General features: G+C 36.2%; 18 protein-coding genes. 14 read left to right on the top strand and 4 right to left on the bottom strand.

The annotated features are described in order from the left end of the window. Positions 1-209 precede the first annotated feature (209 nt). The 4 genes from F7731_RS08765 to F7731_RS08780 all read left to right on the top strand — a co-directional run bounded on the left by F7731_RS08765 (position 210) and on the right by F7731_RS08780 (position 3,126). Positions 210-632 carry a cell wall hydrolase gene (locus F7731_RS08765; protein ID WP_281352240.1) on the top strand — a complete coding sequence of 141 codons (423 nt, stop codon included), beginning with the start codon at positions 210-212 and terminating at the stop codon, positions 630-632. Positions 633-655: 23 nt separating this feature from the next. Further along, positions 656-1,117: a spore coat protein GerQ gene (gerQ, locus tag F7731_RS08770; RefSeq protein WP_151534380.1), complete on the top strand. Its 462-nt coding sequence runs from the start codon at positions 656-658 to the stop codon at positions 1,115-1,117. A gap of 441 nt (positions 1,118-1,558) precedes the next feature. Next, complete coding sequence (locus F7731_RS08775) at positions 1,559-2,122, top strand: NADPH-dependent FMN reductase (RefSeq protein ID WP_151534381.1); 564 nt, start codon at positions 1,559-1,561, stop codon at positions 2,120-2,122. Positions 2,123-2,247: 125 nt separating this feature from the next. Further along, positions 2,248-3,126 carry a DUF1259 domain-containing protein gene (locus tag F7731_RS08780; RefSeq protein ID WP_151534382.1) on the top strand — a complete coding sequence of 293 codons (879 nt, stop codon included), beginning with the start codon at positions 2,248-2,250 and terminating at the stop codon, positions 3,124-3,126. Between the two features lie 185 nt (positions 3,127-3,311). Here F7731_RS08780 and F7731_RS08785 read toward each other — a convergent pair whose 3' ends face one another. Beyond that, on the bottom strand, positions 3,312-3,590 hold the full coding sequence (locus F7731_RS08785) for a phage holin family protein (RefSeq protein WP_151534383.1): 279 nt from the start codon (positions 3,588-3,590) through the stop codon (positions 3,312-3,314). Between the two features lie 220 nt (positions 3,591-3,810). Here F7731_RS08785 and F7731_RS08790 point away from each other — a divergent pair, with 220 nt between their 5' ends. The 6 genes from F7731_RS08790 to selB all read left to right on the top strand — a co-directional run bounded on the left by F7731_RS08790 (position 3,811) and on the right by selB (position 11,564). Next, positions 3,811-3,948: a YvrJ family protein gene (locus F7731_RS08790; RefSeq protein WP_151534384.1), complete on the top strand. Its 138-nt coding sequence runs from the start codon at positions 3,811-3,813 to the stop codon at positions 3,946-3,948. A gap of 194 nt (positions 3,949-4,142) precedes the next feature. Further along, complete coding sequence (locus tag F7731_RS08795) at positions 4,143-4,343, top strand: cold-shock protein (protein WP_066288596.1); 201 nt, start codon at positions 4,143-4,145, stop codon at positions 4,341-4,343. A 214-nt stretch (positions 4,344-4,557) separates the two neighbouring features. Then, positions 4,558-5,703, top strand: coding sequence for an exonuclease SbcCD subunit D (locus F7731_RS08800; protein WP_151534385.1), 1,146 nt, complete (start codon positions 4,558-4,560; stop codon positions 5,701-5,703). After that, positions 5,700-8,834: an AAA family ATPase gene (locus F7731_RS08805; protein WP_151534386.1), complete on the top strand. Its 3,135-nt coding sequence runs from the start codon at positions 5,700-5,702 to the stop codon at positions 8,832-8,834. Before F7731_RS08800 ends, F7731_RS08805 begins: the two co-directional genes overlap by 4 nt. A gap of 102 nt (positions 8,835-8,936) precedes the next feature. Further along, positions 8,937-9,623, top strand: coding sequence for a Dph6-related ATP pyrophosphatase (locus tag F7731_RS08810; RefSeq protein WP_343032852.1), 687 nt, complete (start codon positions 8,937-8,939; stop codon positions 9,621-9,623). Positions 9,624-9,671: 48 nt separating this feature from the next. Beyond that, positions 9,672-11,564 (top strand): selenocysteine-specific translation elongation factor, encoded by a 1,893-nt coding sequence (selB, locus tag F7731_RS08815; protein WP_151534388.1) that lies wholly within the window; start codon positions 9,672-9,674, stop codon positions 11,562-11,564. 61 nt (positions 11,565-11,625) lie between these two features. On the opposite strand, the gene F7731_RS08820 is transcribed toward selB, so the two are convergent. From F7731_RS08820 to F7731_RS08830, 3 genes are all read right to left on the bottom strand, one after another. After that, positions 11,626-12,675, bottom strand: a complete 1,050-nt coding sequence (locus F7731_RS08820) for a M42 family metallopeptidase (protein WP_151534389.1) — start codon at positions 12,673-12,675, stop codon at positions 11,626-11,628. A gap of 107 nt (positions 12,676-12,782) precedes the next feature. Then, positions 12,783-13,448 (bottom strand): hypothetical protein, encoded by a 666-nt coding sequence (locus tag F7731_RS08825; RefSeq protein WP_151534390.1) that lies wholly within the window; start codon positions 13,446-13,448, stop codon positions 12,783-12,785. Between the two features lie 121 nt (positions 13,449-13,569). Continuing rightward, positions 13,570-13,755, bottom strand: a complete 186-nt coding sequence (locus tag F7731_RS08830; protein ID WP_151534391.1) for a hypothetical protein — start codon at positions 13,753-13,755, stop codon at positions 13,570-13,572. A 347-nt stretch (positions 13,756-14,102) separates the two neighbouring features. Between F7731_RS08830 and ltaS the strand changes: the two genes are divergently transcribed. The 4 genes from ltaS to sdaAB all read left to right on the top strand — a co-directional run bounded on the left by ltaS (position 14,103) and on the right by sdaAB (position 18,082). Further along, entirely contained in the window at positions 14,103-16,040 is a 1,938-nt protein-coding gene (gene ltaS, locus F7731_RS08835; protein WP_151534436.1) for a lipoteichoic acid synthase, read from the top strand. Positions 16,041-16,198: 158 nt separating this feature from the next. Next, entirely contained in the window at positions 16,199-16,432 is a 234-nt protein-coding gene (locus tag F7731_RS08840; RefSeq protein WP_151534392.1) for a group-specific protein, read from the top strand. Between the two features lie 267 nt (positions 16,433-16,699). Continuing rightward, positions 16,700-17,380 carry a helix-turn-helix transcriptional regulator gene (locus F7731_RS08845; protein WP_246197159.1) on the top strand — a complete coding sequence of 227 codons (681 nt, stop codon included), beginning with the start codon at positions 16,700-16,702 and terminating at the stop codon, positions 17,378-17,380. Positions 17,381-17,419: 39 nt separating this feature from the next. Beyond that, a complete protein-coding gene (sdaAB, locus tag F7731_RS08850) occupies positions 17,420-18,082 on the top strand; it encodes an L-serine ammonia-lyase, iron-sulfur-dependent subunit beta (protein ID WP_151534393.1) in 663 nt (220 codons plus the stop codon). Positions 18,083-18,104: the final 22 nt, after the last annotated feature.

An 18,104-nucleotide genomic window follows, 5' to 3' on the forward strand; every position in this document is an offset into this window, starting at 1 on the left:
TTTTCTAAAAAGGATAATTCTATATCAATAACAATGTGAAAAAAAACAATATTGCTTGAATAACAGAGGCAAACGAAGTATTTGGGCTGATAGGCAAGTTACCAAAACCAGCTTCAGGAAATAAGCTACCTATATAAGGGGAATGGAGTGAAAAAATGAGTAGACGAATAAATCATAATTCACGTGACGTAGAAGAGTTAGCGAGGCTCATGCTGGCGGAAGCGATCGGCGAAGGAGTTCAGGGGATGAACATGGTAGGATCGGTTGTGGCCAATCGGGTCGAGGCTGACTGTGCTCCGGACTTCAGAGGGTTGCGCAATATCAGACATGCGATCTATCAAACCATACCTGGAACGAATATTCCTCACTTCGAGCCCGTCTTAAATGGAACATTGTATACACAACGTCCTAAAGAAAGTGACCTCCAGAGGGCCAGGAATTTGTTGAATGGCGATAGGGAACCTCGGGCCAGAATGAATTTGTGGTTTTTTAACCCCAGTCCGGGGAAAAAGTTCCGAGCTCCTTGTACTCCAACTATGCCAAGATCACCCATGACTACGTTCGATTTTGCACACAAGAACCATTGCTTTTATGTCGCGGTACCGGGCTACTGCCCAGAGTTTTATAGATAAGATAAAAAGGAGCTGATCTTCTCATGACTTGTGGAGATTCTACTAATTATCCAACGAATTATTATCCTGCTTATTATCCAGTTTCAATGCTGCATAGCAGCGGTGCACAACCTGCTGACTTTCTGATGGCTAGACACTCTGGACCCTCGTATGCCGTCCCGACGGTCCCAATGGGGACCGCGCAGCAATTTCAGGGAGGTGCGATAGAAGAATCATTTATCGAAAATATCTTACGCTTCAACAAAGGTAAGGTTGGTACATTCTACTTTACTTACCAAGGTAACAACAAATGGAATTCGATGGTTTACCATGGGCGCATAGAAACGGCTGGTCGTGATCACATCATCATCAGTGATCCGTCCAGCGGCAAACGCTACCTGCTACTAATATCAAATCTTGATTGGGTGGAATTCCAGGAAAAAATTAACTATCCTTTCAAGAAAATCAGTCCAGCTGTCCAATCGACTCTTACGACAACGAACTGATTTTGGAGTACGCTTAAAACCCGCTTATTTCTTTTTTGTGAAAACGAGCGGGTTTTTAGTTTTGACCACATATCGAATGAAAATTCGAAAATAAATAGAAGTGAGTGTTTTCGCTTCTTAGGTTGTATTAGGACTAATATGTAACTGATACCTGTCCCTCCGGTGCGATTATGCATCTTGGGCCAGGTGTTTTTATTTGAAATTGATCCTACACAGTTTTCTAGGTCTTCCCTTCATTTTTGGCCTTTTTTAGAACATCCGCTTAGGGAACTAATGCTCTATCTGCTGATTTATTCAATAAGCATTATTATTGACTTGGCAAAATGCTTTTAGTAAGGTTTTTATTGTAATGTTCCGATTTTTTAGTCGATCATATTGAAACAATAACTTTTTCGTTAGCTAGTTTGTAAATTATAAGTGAAAGTTTAGGAGGTTGTACATATGAAAGTTGTAGCTATTGTTGGTAGTATACGTAAAGAATCATATAACTTAAAGCTTGCCAAGTTTATTCAGGAAAGATATAAGGACCGATTAGACATTGAAATTTTACCAATACGAGATCTACCATTTTATGATCAGGATATGGATATTGAAATGGATCCTCCAGAGGCCGTGAAAGAATTCAAAAGCAAAGTTGCTGCGGCAGATGCTGTACTTTGGGTTACGCCTGAATATAATTACTCCATCCCTGGTGTTTTGAAAAATGCTATTGATTGGTTATCTCGAGTGGAGAAAGTAATGATAGGGAAACCGTCATGGATTATGGGTACTACAATGGGAACATTAGGAACTGTTCGTGCGCAGCAGCATTTGCGTGAAATTTTATTCTGTCCAGGAGTAGGATCGCCACTTATCCCAGGAAATGAAGTCTACATTGGTGTAATCCATGAAAAAATGGATGAGAGGGGTAGCATCACGCACGAGCCAACAATAAAGTTTCTAGACATAGTAGTCGATAATTTTATTAACTGGATTAATGACCGACGGTATATAACTGCAAAGTGATCCTAACCAAAAACCCTCATTATTTAGAAATTAAGTAATGGGGGCCTTTTCTTATAGTCATGCTCTTAAAGTAAATCGCTGAATACATTATCCTGAATGAAAAAATATCGGGAGATGAATATTCGATGAACTCTATGGGCAATATGCAGCCAGACACACTTTGCCAAGAATTTGCGGAGATTCTTGGAGCAACTCCTTCGGTTATTAATGGTGTATGTACCGCAACTAGTTTTCGAACGAATCTACATCCTGTCGTATTGGGCAGAAGAGCTGAGTCTTTTATGTTTGTTCCACAGGCTTTTTCATTTGAGCACCTTGATCAAGAAGGTAAAGGATTATGCTTAGGAGAAACAGTTATCCTTCAAAATGAGATTAATCCATTTATCTCAAGTTTGCGTGAAGATGAAATTATTGTTACAGCACTTCATAATCATTGGTTATTTGATGAACCACGCTTAATGTATATTCATTTCGAATCTGTGGAGGAGCCCTTATCATTTGCAAGGAAAGTTAGAAGAGCTTTAGATTTATTAACTACAAGGAATATCGGCCGTTCTAAACGTACTACAAGACAAGGAGCAACTAAGCGGGAAGAAGAGCTTTGCGAGGAGTTTAATAATATATTAGAAGGTTCAATGCACACCTTTGAAAATGGTGTTTGTACAGTTATGAAATCCCGAACAAATATTATGCCACGTGTGCTTGGTAGGCGAGGCAGGTCTTTCCTTTTAATACCGCAAATGTTTACTTTCGAATCACTCACATCTGATGGCCGAGCATTATGCAGTGGTGAAACAGTGATTTTAGAGGAAGAATTAAATCCATTCATAAGCAGGCTTCGTGAACATGACATTATTGTGACAGCTTTTCACAATCATTGGCTTTTTGATAATCCAAGATTGATGTACATTCATTTTGAAAAAGTCGATCATCCGATCAAGTTTGCAAATGATACTAAGGATGCTTTAATGGTTCTAATAACTAGAAAAATCCGACCTTCATAATTGAATGAATTTATACTTCTTAAATAACCAGCACTGATTTTATAAAAATAATGAAAAAGCGGAGGGGATTGTCCAAGCGATTTCGCACATTTTTAATAAGATAATATGGAAGATCTCCTCCCTTAGGTCTTTGTGAACTACACTTTGCCGTTCATTTATACGATGAACGGCTATTTTTTTGATTTTTATTGTTCTTTATTATTTTTAATTGAATTGTTACCTAATAAAGTTTGTTTAAACATTTGATGGCCTAATACAGCCACACCTGCTGCGGTAATTCCGTTAACAAGTCCCTCTATTGAGAATCCAAAAGCTATGCTTCCAATGGTAATGGAGACAAATAAGAGTATCCAAATAATCATCCAATCCGGAATAGCTGGTGTATGTTTTAGTGCGAAGCCTAATACCCAAAGGGCTGGTACAAGCATCATGTAATTTTGGTTTAAATAATCAATTAAGTTCATTCCTATCACCTCACTGTTCTTTATTACCATCATTTTATGTAAAATCCGTCATTTGGCTTGTTTAATATCCTATGAAGAAGATGATTAACTACATAGAAAGCTGAAAAAATGACAAATTGAAATAAGTAGGGAGGTCTTATGTCCTTTTTTTCATCCCAGGTATATATAGGAAGTAAGAGGAGGTGAAATATAATAATACGAAAGAAAGGAGCGGATGGTAATGGAAGATTTCTTGCCATTCATAAGTGAAGTAGGTTTCCCCATCGTTGTGACTCTATTTTTGCTGCACCGAATAGAAGCCAAGCTTGATGTCGTAGTGAATTCCATCCAAGACCTGCCCAACCGTTTAAGGGAGTAAATGAATTTCCATTGATTGACTTTCCTTTCCAATAATGCTAAATTAAAGTAAGCCGTTATGCATCGTATTATATTTTTTGCAAGTAATTTTCCGAAGAATTCGAATATTCGGATGAGTGATGATGAGTAAAAGCTATAATCGTTGTAAATGGTGAATTAACACGTGGCTTACAAGCCTATAGGAGGATTTTTTTCATGAAAAACGGTAAAGTTAAATGGTTTAATGCTGAAAAAGGTTTCGGATTCATCGAAGGAGAAGACGGAAACGATGTATTCGTACATTACTCTGCAATCCAAACTGAAGGATTCAAAACATTAGAAGAAGGTCAAGAAGTATCTTTCGAAGTTGTAGAAGGTGCTCGTGGGCCACAAGCTGCTAACGTTAATAAACTATAATTATTAAACTGATAAACAGTCTAGCCAATGGCCGGACTGTTTTTTTATTTTCTATTAAAAAGGAATAATATAATCCTTTCTATTGAATTTTATTAAAACATATATTCGCGTTTAGTTATTTCTACTATTTACCCGAACCGATGAACAGACTATCTTTGATATAATGGTTATACTCAATCTAGGAGAATATAAAAAATAGAAGATGGTGGTAGAATTGAAATTTATTCATACAGCCGATTGGCATTTAGGGAAGCTTGTGCATGGTATTTATATGACAGAGGACCAACGCCATTTCTTGAAGCAATTTGTTGAACTTATTGCTGAAGAAAAACCAGATGCCGTCGTCATTGCAGGAGATTTATATGATCGTTCTGTCCCTCCAACAGAAGCAGTTGAACTGCTTAATGACATTTTATTTAAGATAAATGTTGAATTGAAAACTCCTATAGTTGCTATTGGAGGCAATCATGATAGTGCGGAAAGACTGTCTTTCGGAAGTTCATGGTATCGTCAAAGCCAGTTTTATTTATCGGGAAAGCTTGAGAAGGAAGTTCAGCCGGTACGAATTAATGGCGTGAATTTTTATCTCGTTCCATATGCTGAGCCTAGTATGGTTCGTCAGCTGCTTGGAGATGACTCGATCCATACTCATCAAGATGCAATGAAAGCTGTCATTGGCAGAATAGAAGATTCATTGAATCCAAATGAACCGAATGTTTTCGTAGGACATGCTTTTGTAATCGGGGGAAAAACAACTGAATCAGAAAGGACACTGTCAGTCGGAGGATCAGGCTGTGTAAATACAGACCTCTTTGAACCATTTTCGTATACAGCACTTGGGCATTTGCATAGTCCAGACGCAATCAAGCATGAGAAAATCCGTTACTCCGGTTCACTTCTAAAGTATTCCTTTTCAGAAGCCAATCAAGAAAAGTCTGTTACTATAATTGAGATGGATAATAAAGGTCATTTCCAATTAAGAGTACGCACCCTAACCCCGAAAAAAGATATGAGAGAAATAGAAGGCTTTCTTGATGAGCTAATGGATCCAAGTTTTTACGAGAAGCAAGTGGTCGATGATTATTTGAAAATCATTTTGCGTGATGAAGGAGCCATCTTGGATCCGATTAATAAACTTCGGCAAATATACCCAAACGTATTACATCTTGAGCGAAAAATTAACATGACAGATATGAAGAAAAAGCAAGCTTTTACATCAGTTAAAGATGAAAAGAAATCAGAAATTGAGCTCTTTCAACAATTTTATCAAGAAATGACTACGACAGAATTTACGGAAGAGAAAAGTGCAGTTATGAATGAAGTAATTGAGAAGGCTTTGAAGGAGGAGGCGTTAATTTGAGACCTTTAAAGTTAACGATGCAAGCTTTCGGCCCATATGCGGGAAAAGAAATGATCGATTTTACACAACTAGGAAACAGAACGATGTTCGTTATTTCCGGCAAGACTGGGTCTGGAAAAACCACTATTTTTGATGGGATTAGTTATGCTATATATGGGAGAGCAAGCGGGGAAGACCGTAACGGTCCCGATCTTAGAAGCCAATTTGCTAAAGATGATTTGTTAACTGAAGTCACTTTAGAATTTGCCTTAAGGAATAAAACATTCATTATTTCTAGGTCTCCTCAACAAGAAAAGAAAAAAGAGCGTGGGGAAGGGTTTACAACAATAGGTGCCAAAGCTGAACTATATATGGTGAATGAGATTGGCCAAAAACAGTTAATTGCCTCTAATACACGTGATGTCGATGAAAAAATAAAAGAAATTATGATTATAGACAGTAACCAATTTAGGCAAATCCTCATGATCCCACAAGGAGAGTTTAGAAAACTACTAACATCTGATAGTAAAGAAAAAGAAGTCATTCTGCAGCGTCTTTTTCATACGCAAGTGTATAAACGGATTGAGGAGAAATTAAAGGAAGAAGCAACAGAATTAAAGGTTTCGGTAGAAAAACAAATTGAAAACCGGAATCAGGCTATTCAGCAAATTCATTCCTTATTTAATGAGGAATTAAGTACGTATTTACAAGCGGGAAGTATGAATGATCATATTATCATACCTCTCCTAAAAGCCGAGATTGATCAAATGAATGATGAGTTGTCTAAACTTGCTGATCAATTGAAAAGCAAGCAGGAGACAAGAGACAATATTCGGCAGAAGTTATTTGAAGCGGAAGCTATTGTTAAACAGCTAAAAGCTAAAGATGATTTATGGATACGAAAAACGGAGCTTAAACATGAACAAGAAAAGTACATTCAAATCGAAAGAAGTATTGAACTTGCTCAAAAAGCAGCAGTGCTTGATCAGCAGGAGGAGCTTTGTCATCATCTTAAAAAGGATCTAGACGAGACTAATAATGAACTTGAGAAAATGAATTCGTTCATTTCTTCGCTAGAAAAGCAATTAACAGTTCAAGAGTTCCAATATGAAAAAGAAAAAAATCGTGAAGAGGAACGGAGAGCCCTTACTGAAGAAATTAGTAGACTTAACAATATGAAGGATGATATTCACTCCTTCTCAAAAGTAAAGAATGAGGTTCTGTTGCTTAAAATGGACCTTGAAAAGAAGACAAATGAAAAAATTAGACTTGAAGAGACACTGAAAAACTCAGAACAAAGATTCTTAATACTAACGGAAGAAAAACAAAAGATCGAAAGAGAACAACTTACCTTTTTGGAAAATGCCCGGGAACTTGAAAAATTAGCTGCAGAACTTGAAAAAATGAGTAATTATGAAGAACTTATTATTCGGTTTAATCAGGCTAAACAAAACTTTCAAAAGCAAAAAGGAATTTTTGAGAAAGCTTTTTCTCGCTTAGATGATGCCAATGCAGTTGTCAATCTGCTTGAACAAAAATGGCTGCATGGACAAGCTAGTTTACTTGCTAACAAGCTTCATGACGGTAATGCTTGTCCTGTTTGCGGGTCCACTCATCATCCAAATCTAGCCATTGCGGTAGAGACAATCCCTGATGAACATGATTTAAAAGCGGCAAAAGGGCAGAAGGAAGAGCTTGAAAAGGAGAAAGCAAGGGCTGAATCTGCATATTATGACTCACTATCTATAATGAATGCATTAAAAGATACAGTAGAGTCAAATTTTGCAGAATTGCAGAAACAAAGGAAAGACTTAACTATTGAAGCTTTACCATCTATTAAAAAAACGTTAATTTTGAACCGAGATGATCTTCAACAAATACAAACTGCACTATCGAAACGCCAAGACAGACTGCCAGTGTGTATAAACGAGCTAAAGTTTCTTGAACAGGAAATACAGAATTATAAAAATCATCTTCAACTAATTATTGAGGAAAGTAATAGTACAACCATTCAATATACTGAAAAGAAAACCAACTTTACAAGAATGATTGAAAATATTCCACCTGAGCTCCGATCTGTAGAAGCGTTTGATGAATCTTTAATAAAAGCAAATAAAAGGTACGAGGAACTTATTCAAAGGCTAGAAAAAGCTCAAGCTAGTCTTCAAGATACAAAAGGAAAATATCTTGCTGAATTAGCGAAGAGTGAAACGATGGAAAAGCAAGTTGAAAGAATTAAAGAGCGCCTAACTAATGAAAGACAAGCGTTTATTACTAGAATGAAGGAACAAGGGTTTGAATCTTACGGAGATTATAACGGAGCAAAGAAGTCGGAACAAGAAATTGGATTACTTGTTAAGTCGTTACGTGATTATCGGGAGGAGGTTCGTTCTGTTAATGACCGATACGAAGAATTGTCACAGATATTAAAAGATGTGGAAAAGCCTGATTTGGAAAAACTTAATAACTCCTTTAATGAAAACGAAAGCCAGATTCGTTTACTGCAAGACGAGTATACAAATTTATATATTAAAAAAGGCCAAAATGTTGAAATAGCCGAAAAAATAATTGGGATTAATGAGCAAATAAAGGCTTTGGAAGAAAGATATAAAATTGTCGGTCATCTGTATGAAATTACGAAAGGCCAAAATACGTATCGTATTACATTCGAGCGCTTTGTATTAGCAGCTTTTCTTGATGATATTTTAAGAGAGGCAAATGGCAGGTTAAGAAGAATGACGAGTGGCAGATTTGAGTTATTAAGGAAAACTGACCGCTCAAAAGGAAATGTACAAAGCGGTTTAGAATTACTTGTTTTCGATCAATATACGGGGCAGGAAAGACATGTAAAAACACTCTCCGGTGGTGAAAGCTTTAAGGCAGCACTTGCCCTTGCTTTAGGATTAGCAGATGTTGTTCAGCATTACGCGGGCGGCGTTTCATTGGAAACAATGTTTATAGATGAGGGATTTGGAACGCTTGACCCAGAATCACTTGATCAAGCGATTGAAGCATTAATGGACATTCAAAGCAGCGGCAGACTTGTAGGGATTATATCTCATGTTCCGGAGCTAAAGGAAAGAATCGATGCCCGCCTTGAAGTAATTGCTACGCAGACAGGAAGTAAAACAGAATTTCAATTCTTGACTTAATTTTATATTAAGAAAGGATAAATTTAAATCATTGGATTTAATCCTTTCTTTTTACATAAAACAGTAAAATTCATGGTAAAATTTGAATAAGTAAAGTGAAGGATGATTGTATTGAAAAAAAGAGTGGCTTTATCGTGGAGCGGTGGAAAGGATGCCTGCTTAAGTTTAGATACATTAATTCATAATGGGATTGAAGTAGTTTGTTTAGTAACAACAGTACCGACCGAGCTTGGAAGAACTTTCGGACATGGGGAAAAATTAGAATTAGTAAAACTCCAAGGTGAAGCGCTAGAAATACCCGTTGAATTTATTACGACGTCATTCAATGAATATACTGAACGCTTTATTGAAACAATAAAAACTTTGAAGGAAAAATATGATCTTAATGGCATTGCCTTTGGCGATTTATATTTGGAAGATCATCGGGAATGGGGAGAAAAATTAGCAGTTGCTGTAGGAATTGAAGCGTTATATCCACTTTGGGGGGAGAAAGAAAATTCATTACGAATGCTTAAAGAATTTTTATACTCTGGTTATAAGGCGACAGTTATTCGAGTAAGAGAAGATGTATTAGATGAAACATGGCTTGGCAGACAGTTGGACCACACTTTTTTTGATGATATACAAACGAAAGATTTGTGCCCAATGGGTGAATCAGGTGAATATCATACATTTGTATTTGACGGACCTTTATATAAGAAGAAAATAGTCCTCGAAGACTCTGAAATTATTCAATTAGAGACTACGAAAAAGTTAGAATTTAAAAAATATATTCTACAAGCAAAGTAATATCCAATAAAATAATTCAAAAAAGTATTTCAGAGGCAGGTGACAGCTGTGAGTAAAAGATATTTCACGATTGGGATGGCAGGTCACATTGACCATGGAAAAACCACCCTTACGAAAGCGTTAACAAATGTGGATACAGACAGATTAAAAGAGGAAAAAGAAAGACAAATATCAATTGAGCTAGGGTTTGCACCTCTTTATGAAGATCAAGAGCTGCAAATATCGGTTGTCGATGTTCCAGGACATGAACGGTTTATTAGACAGATGATTGCAGGGGTTGCTGGTATCGATCTCGTAGTGCTAGTAGTAGCTGCGGATGAAGGGGTCATGCCGCAAACACATGAACATTTGCAAATACTGGAATTATTAGGTGTTAAAAATGGTATTATCGCGATTACAAAAATTAATCGAGTAGAAGAAGAGTTTATCGACTTAGTAAAGGACGACATCCTTGAAGAATTAAAGGGGACTGTGTTCGAAAATGCACCTTTTATGCTTGTCGACAGTATTACCAAGCAAGGAATTTGTGATTTAAAAAATATGATTATCAACGATTTAAAAAAGCTTGGACAAAGGGATATTAGAGGAGCATTTCGATTGCCTATTGATCAAGTATTTACAGTTAGAGGGCAGGGAACCGTTGTAAGAGGAACTGTTTTTGAAGGAACAGTTGAGGAAGGTCAAGCATTAATGATCATGCCGAAAGGATTGGAAACCCGCGCCCGCCAGCTCCAGGTTCATCACAAACCAGCTAAGCATGCCTTTGCCGGACAACGGACAGCAATTAACTTAGCTGGAATAACGAAAGAGGAGCTCCAGCGAGGAGATGTACTAGTATCTTCTGAACAATTTATTGTATCGGATACGATTGATGTAGCTCTTCAAGTTGTGAGCGATTTAGATTACATAGTGAAGCAGCGCATGCCAATAAAATGCCATATTGGGACTGCTGAGGTGATGGGCCGGATTGTATTTTTTGATCGGAATGAAGTAAAGGATGAGGAAAGGGAAATCCTTTGCCAAATTCGTTTAGAGGAAGAAATTGTAACAAAAAGAGGAGATCGTTTTATTATTAGGCGCCCAAGCCCTCAGGAGACAATTGGGGGCGGCTGGGTCATCGAGCCGAAAGGCGAAAAGTATCGGTTTGGGAATAATACGGTTGAGGAATTGGAAAGAAAAAAGGAAGGTACACCAACAGAGAGAATTTTGGCAGTGTTAAAAGAAGCTAAAAGTCTGTCGAAACAAGAGCTTTTGAAAAGAGCCTCTATTACTGGAGCAGAACTGGAAACATGCGAACATAATAATGAGATTTATTTCTATGGAGGAAAAGAATTCACTCTTTTCTCCATTTATGAAACGATAAATCAAGAAATAGATGAAAGATTACAGGATTTCCATAATAAATATCCTTTGAAGCAAGGTATGAATAAGGCAGAGCTAATACAATTAATAAGTAAAGGGTATCCGAGGAAGCTAGCTGAGTTTGTATTAGAACAAGGAATTGATGAATCCGATTTCGGAAAGATAGACCAATTTATTTTTGGCAAAGGCTTTTCTCCTTATATACCGAAAAATTGGCAAAAGCGTGTAGAAAATATGCTTATTGATATGAGCAGGGATGGATATAAAGTAAAATATTTAAATGATTATTTATCGAAAGCGGGCATCCCTAATGATATGGTGACAGATTTAAAGAGGTTTTTAGAAGAAACGCATGAAATTATTTCATTGGATGCGCAATTTTATTGGTGTATAGATCACTTTACGGCCGCGGTAGAAAGGGTGAAAAGTGAAACATCGTTAGAGTTTGAAATAGGGGAAGCAAAAGACATTCTTAACCTTTCGCGAAAATATATGATTCCATTTTTAGAAAGGCTTGACGAATTAGGATATACAAAACGTGTCGAAAATAAAAGGCTCTGGCAGCCAATCGTAAAGTAGCTAACAACATTTAAGTCAAAAAGAATAAAGCCAAGCACAGAAAAGCGCTTGGTTTTATTCCTTAAAGAACCATTTTTGATAAAAGATAATGGTAGAGCAGTTTTGCCGTATTTTCTAGCGATGATTTATGAGTTCTCTCAAAAGCGTGAGATGAATCAATCCCTGGACCAATAAGTCCATGTACAATATCATGACCAGAACGGATGGCGGCAGATGCGTCGGAACCGTAATAAGGATAAATATCTAGCTTGTAATTAATTTCGTGATCAATGGCTAGTTGTGTTAATCTTTTTCTTAATTCATAATGATAAGGGCCACTTGCGTCTTTAACACAAATAGATACGGTATATTCGTCGGTAGATTGCCCATCTCCAATTGCTCCCATATCTACAGCTAAATATTCAACAGTTTCTGGAGTGACGTTAGAGTTTCCTCCATAACCGATTTCTTCATTATTAGAAATGAGAAAATGGGTTGTATAAGGGAGTTCTATATTTTCGTCTTTCACTTGTTTCATTAATTGGAGAAGAATAGCTACACTTGCTTTATCATCTAAATGTCTCGATTTGATAAACCCAGACGGCGTGATTTCAACTCTAGGGTCAAAAGAGATAAAATCACCTACTTCAATTCCTAAAGTTCTAACATCTTCTGCATTATGTACAACTTCATCTAGGCGAACTTCCATATTGTCTTGGTTTCGTTCAGCTTTGCCTGCATCTTTGTATACATGAACCGATGTTTGATGCATCAAAATAGTGCCTGTGAATTTTTTACCCGAAGATGTTTCAATCTCGCAATATTCACCTTCAATGGAGTTATACTTAAATCCGCCAATTAGATCAAGCTTCAACCTGCCACTTGGCTTAATTTCCTTAACAATGGCACCGAGTGTATCTACGTGGGCAGTGAGCATCCGATGATTACTGTCATCCTTGCCTTTAATGGTAGCAATTAATCCGCCTTTTCGATTTCTTTTTGTTTCGATATGTAATTCGTTTAAGTAATTTTCAACAAAGGAAATTACTTCATATGTGTTTCCGGATGGACTTGGGATTGATACGAGTTTCTTAATTAACTCTAAAGTTTTATCACTATTTCCGTAAGACATACGCACAGCTCCTCTCTTTAATCAACATACTTTTATATTATACTTCTTTTTCTACTATTAAATAAGAGACATTGGAATAAACAGTCTACTCCAATGCCCCATTATTATTATTTTATTTCCTTAAGTTCTGATGTGACTGTAAATTCTTCTGTTTCTGATTCATTAGAAATAAATTCTTGTTTAACCTTTCCGAAATTAGGAGCCCAGTAGCTTCTTACAGTTGACTTGTTTTCGTCATCTTGTTGCTCTAATACAATAATATTTTTTAATTTCCCAATTGGAAGATCCAATTCGGCATCGATCGCGGTGATATTCCAATTGTTAAATGAATTGCCTTCCTTTAACGGAGTTTGGAGAATCGGAACAGGATTAAATTTACTTTTTAAATCATTAAATGATGGGATCTTTTCGTCATAAAATTCTGGTTGTTCATAGACAAGATTAATACTGTTATTTGTTAATTGATAAATTCGTAATAAACGCGTTCCGCCATTTTCGACAATGGAAGGAAGATAGCTATCTGTTTTATTATAAAAAGTTTCTGAATATGTAGCATATTCATTTCCTTCACCGCGAAACATATAAGTTTTATTTTCCTTAGGAAAGTAGTCTTCGATTGCTATGTCTACTTCAGGTGTAGTTTCTTCTGTCGGTGTTCTCTCTTCGACAGGTGCAGCTCCCTTATCAGGCAAATTCGGTTCAGACGGTTGGAGGTTTTTCTCAGTACAGCCTGTTAATAAAAATAATCCAAATATTAGCAACCATTTTTTCATGTATTTAACAAACCTCTTTTTATTCATTTATTTGTTTGACGGATTCAAGAAATAAAAGTTACAAAAACAACGTAAAAAACCAATATGTAAGTGGGAGATCAACTAAGATCTCCCAGATTTACTATTTGCCGATTAGTGCTTTGATCCCTAGATAGAGTAATGCTAAAGAGAATACGATAATTGCTATTCCACCTACAATACTGAAGAAGCTTGCGATTCCGGCAGTAATTACAGCTGATACAGGTACTTTGATTAACGCAATCCCTGCCAAAACACATGCTAAATATAGAATTACTAATGGATTCATTTTTTATCCCTCCTTTTCTATAATTTATGTGAAAAAGAGGACTTTTGATTGGATAGATATCTTATTTTATTGAAAATATTCAAGGATAATGCTAGAAAAATCTAATGTTTTTATAAAAGAAATTTCTTATTTTTTGTAGAATTATGAAGAAATAATACAAAAAATATATTGATTGTATCTGTTTAATTTTGTTATTATATATGTTATATTATTAAGCGTTCATCAACTCATTTAATTTTAATTGCATATAAATCCATTTCCAAACTTAGCGCTTGCTAAGTTTTTCTGATTTTTTTAATAAGAGGTGTAAATTAATGAATAAGCTTAAATCAATAACAAAAGATTTGATGAGGGAAAAACATTTAAGAATTTTCTTTTTTATAACGATTTTGCTTTGGTTGAAAACGTATGTCGCTTACCGTATTGAATTTAGTTTAGGAATAGATAATAAACTCCAAGAATTTTTATTGTTTTTAAACCCTTTAAGTTCTGCATTGTTCTTTTTAGGAATTGCTCTTTTGTTTAAAGGAAAACTTCAATCCGCTCTTTTTGTAACGATCAACTTTTTGATGTCTTTTTTATTATATGCCAATATCGTATATTATCGATTTTTTAATGACTTTATTACAGTTCCAGTTGTTATGCAGACGAAAACAAATGGTGGTCAGCTAGGAGACAGTGCTCTTTCATTAATGAGTCCGTTTGATATTTTTTACTTTATTGACACAATCATTCTTGCTGTTTTCGTCATTAAAAAATGGTACAACCCAAGTAAAACAGTTAGCAGAAAGCCGGCAAAATATATTCTAATGGCTGCAATCATTACGTTTATTATTAATCTTGGACTTGCTGAAACAGACCGTCCGGAATTATTGACTCGTTCTTTTGACAGAAACTATCTTGTCAAATACCTTGGTGCTTATAATTTCTCTGTTTATGATGTCATTCAAAACGCGCAATCTGCAAGCCAAAGAGCTTTAGCAGATTCAAATGATATTACTGAAGTTGAGAACTATATTAAAGCCCATTATGCAGCGCCAAATCCGGTTTACTTTGGTAAAGCAAAAGGGATGAATGTGATTTATATTTCATTGGAGTCACTGCAAACCTTTATCCTTGATTACAAACTAAATGGTCAGGAAGTAACACCGTTTTTAAACTCGTTAGCACATGATGGAAAAACCTTCTACTTTGATAATATTATTAACCAAACAGGACAAGGGAAAACATCCGATGCTGAATTTATTATGGAAAACTCTTTATATCCGATGTCACAGGGTTCTGTCTTCGTAACGAAAGCGCAAAATACGTTACAGGCATCACCAGCTATTTTGAAAACGCATGGATATACTTCAGCAGCTTTCCATGGAAACTATAAAACGTTTTGGAATCGTAATGAAATGTATCGTTCAATAGGGTATGATCAATTTTTCGATGCGGAATATTACGAAATGAGTGAAGAAAACACGAAAAACTATGGCATGAAGGATAAGCCGTTCTTTACTGAATCTATGCCATTACTGGAAAGTCTTCCACAGCCTTTCTATACGAAATTTATTACTTTATCAAACCATTTCCCATTTAAGATGGATGAAGGGGACACTGATTTTCCAGCAGCTGAAACGAATGATAAAGTAGTGAACCAATATTTTCAGTCAGCACATTATATGGACCAGGCAATTGAGCAATTCTTTAATGACCTTAAGAAATCTGGATTATACGATAATACCGTAATTGTTATGTATGGAGATCATTACGGAATTTCAGAAAATCATAATGATGCGATGGCTGAAATTATCGGAAAGGAAATTACTCCATTTGAATACGCGAGAAATCTACAAAGAGTTCCTGTATTTATTCATGTACCTGGAGTGGATGGCGGAGTGCAGCATCAGTTAGGCGGCCAAGTAGACGTCCGTCCAACATTATTACACTTATTGGGAATTGATACGAAGGATTATTTAGAAATTGGCTCTGATTTATTGTCTAAAAATCATCGTGAAGTCATTCCTTTCCGTAATGGGGACTTTGTTTCTCCAAAATATACGCAAGTTGATGAAAAATGCTATTTAAATGAAACAGGCGAGCTTGTAGATGGGGCAGCATGTGAACCATTAGCCGAACAAGCGAAAACTGAGCTGCAAATGTCCGATAATATCGTGTACAAAGATTTGCTCAGATTCTATCGACCTGATGGATTTGTTCCAATCAACAGAAACGATTATCAATATATAAAGAAAGCTGTAACTCCTGTTAGCGGAGCAAATACAGGAAATGTTGAATAAAGTATGAGGGCGAAGACATGTTCTTCGCCCTTTATTCGTATGCATGGATGAAATATATACTATAATATTATTATGTAAACTAGATTCTTCATTATTAGACTAACCTTCCTTCTCATAGTAAAATGAATATGATCATCCAATGAGCGGGAGGTGATTACATGAGCGAATGTAAATTAGATCACTCACATGATGATGTAAAACAGAAATACGAGCAGCAAAAAGAATTTTTACCAAGTGATATGGGTCCATTATTTGAAGCATTTTTCAAGGAGCACCATACCCAAGACATTTTGAATGAAGTATTTCATTTATTAAAAAAATATGACTTAGCTCCTGAAGATGAGAAAAAGAGTAGAGAGAACCGTTTATATTTAGTATTGAAAAATGTATAAAGATGACAATGCCATGACATTGATGATGTTATGGTATTTTTTATGGCTACATTCGTGAATGTGTTATTCTAAGTCATAGGTCATATATGTGCGGGTGGACGGGTTTTATTCGGTACGAAACTCGCGTGAACATGAACGCATATGGCGGTTTAGTACGTTAACAATTTATAAGGCTTACAATAATTTTGTAGCTATTAAAATATTATTTTAACTACAGCTAATTTGTGATAATATTAATATAATAAGATTATAGAAGGATTGAAGGATGTGGGAGAATTGAAGGAATCTCATCGCCCCATATTTGATTTAGCAATTCGCACAGCGGACATGCTTGTGACTATGTTTGGTGCGCGTTGTGAGGTGGCAGTTCATGATTTCTCAAATTTAAAAAAATCACTTATTCATCTCGCAGGAAGTGTAACGGGCAGGAAAATTGGATCTCCTATTACAGATCTTGTATTAAATGAGCTTGCTAAGAAAGATCAAGATATAGAAGACATCCCGAGTTATAAAACACAATCAAACAAAGGGAATATAATGAAATCAGCAACGATTTTCCTTCGCGATATGGAAGGAAAGGTCATCGGTGCCCTATGCATTAACTATGATATTAGTCTATTAATGCAATTTAGCGGTGAAATTGAAGAGTTTATTAACTTTGATGAGCAGCATACAAAATCTGAAAACTTCTTTTCTTCCGTGCAAGAAGTTATCCATGAAATGGTTGAACAAGTTCTGCTCGGGTTTAAGAAGGCGCCTTCATTAATGACTCTTGAGGAAAAGGTCGAGTGTGTCCGTCAGCTTGAAGAAAAGGGTACTTTCCTTATAAAAGGGGCGACCGATTATGTTGCTTCGGCACTCGGTGTTTCAAAATTCACTGTCTATAATTATTTACAAAAAATAAGAACCCTTAATGAATTTCAGGCAGAAGAGCTTGCTGAGCATTAGTAATTTTGACGTTTAATTAAGAAAAAAGGAGCAATTGCTATGAAATATAGATCTGCGTTTGATATTATCGGTCCGGTTATGATCGGCCCTTCTAGCTCCCATACGGCTGGTGCGGCGAGAATTGGCCGTGTAGCAAGAACGTTATTCAACCGTCTACCAAAAAAAGCGGTTATTTCCCTATATGGTTCATTTGCAAAAACGTATAAAGGTCATGGAACGGATGTTGCTATTGTTGGCGGACTTTTAGATTTTGATACGTTTGATGAACGTATTCCTACGTCATTAAAGCTTGCAGAAGAAGCGGGGATGGAGATTGTTTTTTCCGTAGAAGATATGGTGCCAGATCATCCAAATACAGTGAAGATTAATCTTTATGATGATAACGGTGATTTAGAGGTTGTTGGGATCTCGATTGGCGGAGGAACGATTGAAATTACGGAACTTAATTCCTTTAAGCTAAAATTATCTGGTGAGCACCCTGCGATTCTAGTGGTACACAACGACCAGTTTGGTGTTATCTCAGCTGTTACACAGATTTTTGCTAATCATGAAATCAATATTGGCCATATGGAAGTATCCAGAAAAGAGAAGGGGAAAATGGCGCTAATGGTGATCGAGGTTGACCAAAAAATTCATCAAAATGTTTTAGCAGAAATTGAAAAGGTTCCGAATGTAACTCAGATTATTAGAATGGTTGATTAATATAAACAGCATGATTTAGAGG

The sequence above is a fragment of the Cytobacillus depressus genome (assembly GCF_008923245.1).
Taxonomy (GTDB): Bacteria; Bacillota; Bacilli; order Bacillales; family Cytobacillaceae; genus Cytobacillus; species Cytobacillus depressus.

What these genes read in the sequence shown, in the direction of transcription:
- F7731_RS08765 (WP_281352240.1), top strand. Translation starts at nt 210, where the DNA reads ATGCTGGCGGAAGCGATCGGCGAAGGAGTTCAGGGGATGAACATGGTA.
- gerQ (WP_151534380.1), top strand. Translation starts at nt 656, where the DNA reads ATGACTTGTGGAGATTCTACTAATTATCCAACGAATTATTATCCTGCT.
- F7731_RS08775 (WP_151534381.1), top strand. Translation starts at nt 1,559, where the DNA reads ATGAAAGTTGTAGCTATTGTTGGTAGTATACGTAAAGAATCATATAAC.
- F7731_RS08780 (WP_151534382.1), top strand. Translation starts at nt 2,248, where the DNA reads ATGAACTCTATGGGCAATATGCAGCCAGACACACTTTGCCAAGAATTT.
- F7731_RS08785 (WP_151534383.1), bottom strand. Translation starts at nt 3,590, where the DNA reads ATGAACTTAATTGATTATTTAAACCAAAATTACATGATGCTTGTACCA.
- F7731_RS08790 (WP_151534384.1), top strand. Translation starts at nt 3,811, where the DNA reads ATGGAAGATTTCTTGCCATTCATAAGTGAAGTAGGTTTCCCCATCGTT.
- F7731_RS08795 (WP_066288596.1), top strand. Translation starts at nt 4,143, where the DNA reads ATGAAAAACGGTAAAGTTAAATGGTTTAATGCTGAAAAAGGTTTCGGA.
- F7731_RS08810 (WP_343032852.1), top strand. Translation starts at nt 8,937, where the DNA reads ATGATTGTATTGAAAAAAAGAGTGGCTTTATCGTGGAGCGGTGGAAAG.
- F7731_RS08820 (WP_151534389.1), bottom strand. Translation starts at nt 12,675, where the DNA reads ATGTCTTACGGAAATAGTGATAAAACTTTAGAGTTAATTAAGAAACTC.
- F7731_RS08825 (WP_151534390.1), bottom strand. Translation starts at nt 13,448, where the DNA reads ATGAAAAAATGGTTGCTAATATTTGGATTATTTTTATTAACAGGCTGT.
- F7731_RS08830 (WP_151534391.1), bottom strand. Translation starts at nt 13,755, where the DNA reads ATGAATCCATTAGTAATTCTATATTTAGCATGTGTTTTGGCAGGGATT.
- ltaS (WP_151534436.1), top strand. Translation starts at nt 14,103, where the DNA reads ATGAGGGAAAAACATTTAAGAATTTTCTTTTTTATAACGATTTTGCTT.
- F7731_RS08840 (WP_151534392.1), top strand. Translation starts at nt 16,199, where the DNA reads ATGAGCGAATGTAAATTAGATCACTCACATGATGATGTAAAACAGAAA.
- sdaAB (WP_151534393.1), top strand. Translation starts at nt 17,420, where the DNA reads ATGAAATATAGATCTGCGTTTGATATTATCGGTCCGGTTATGATCGGC.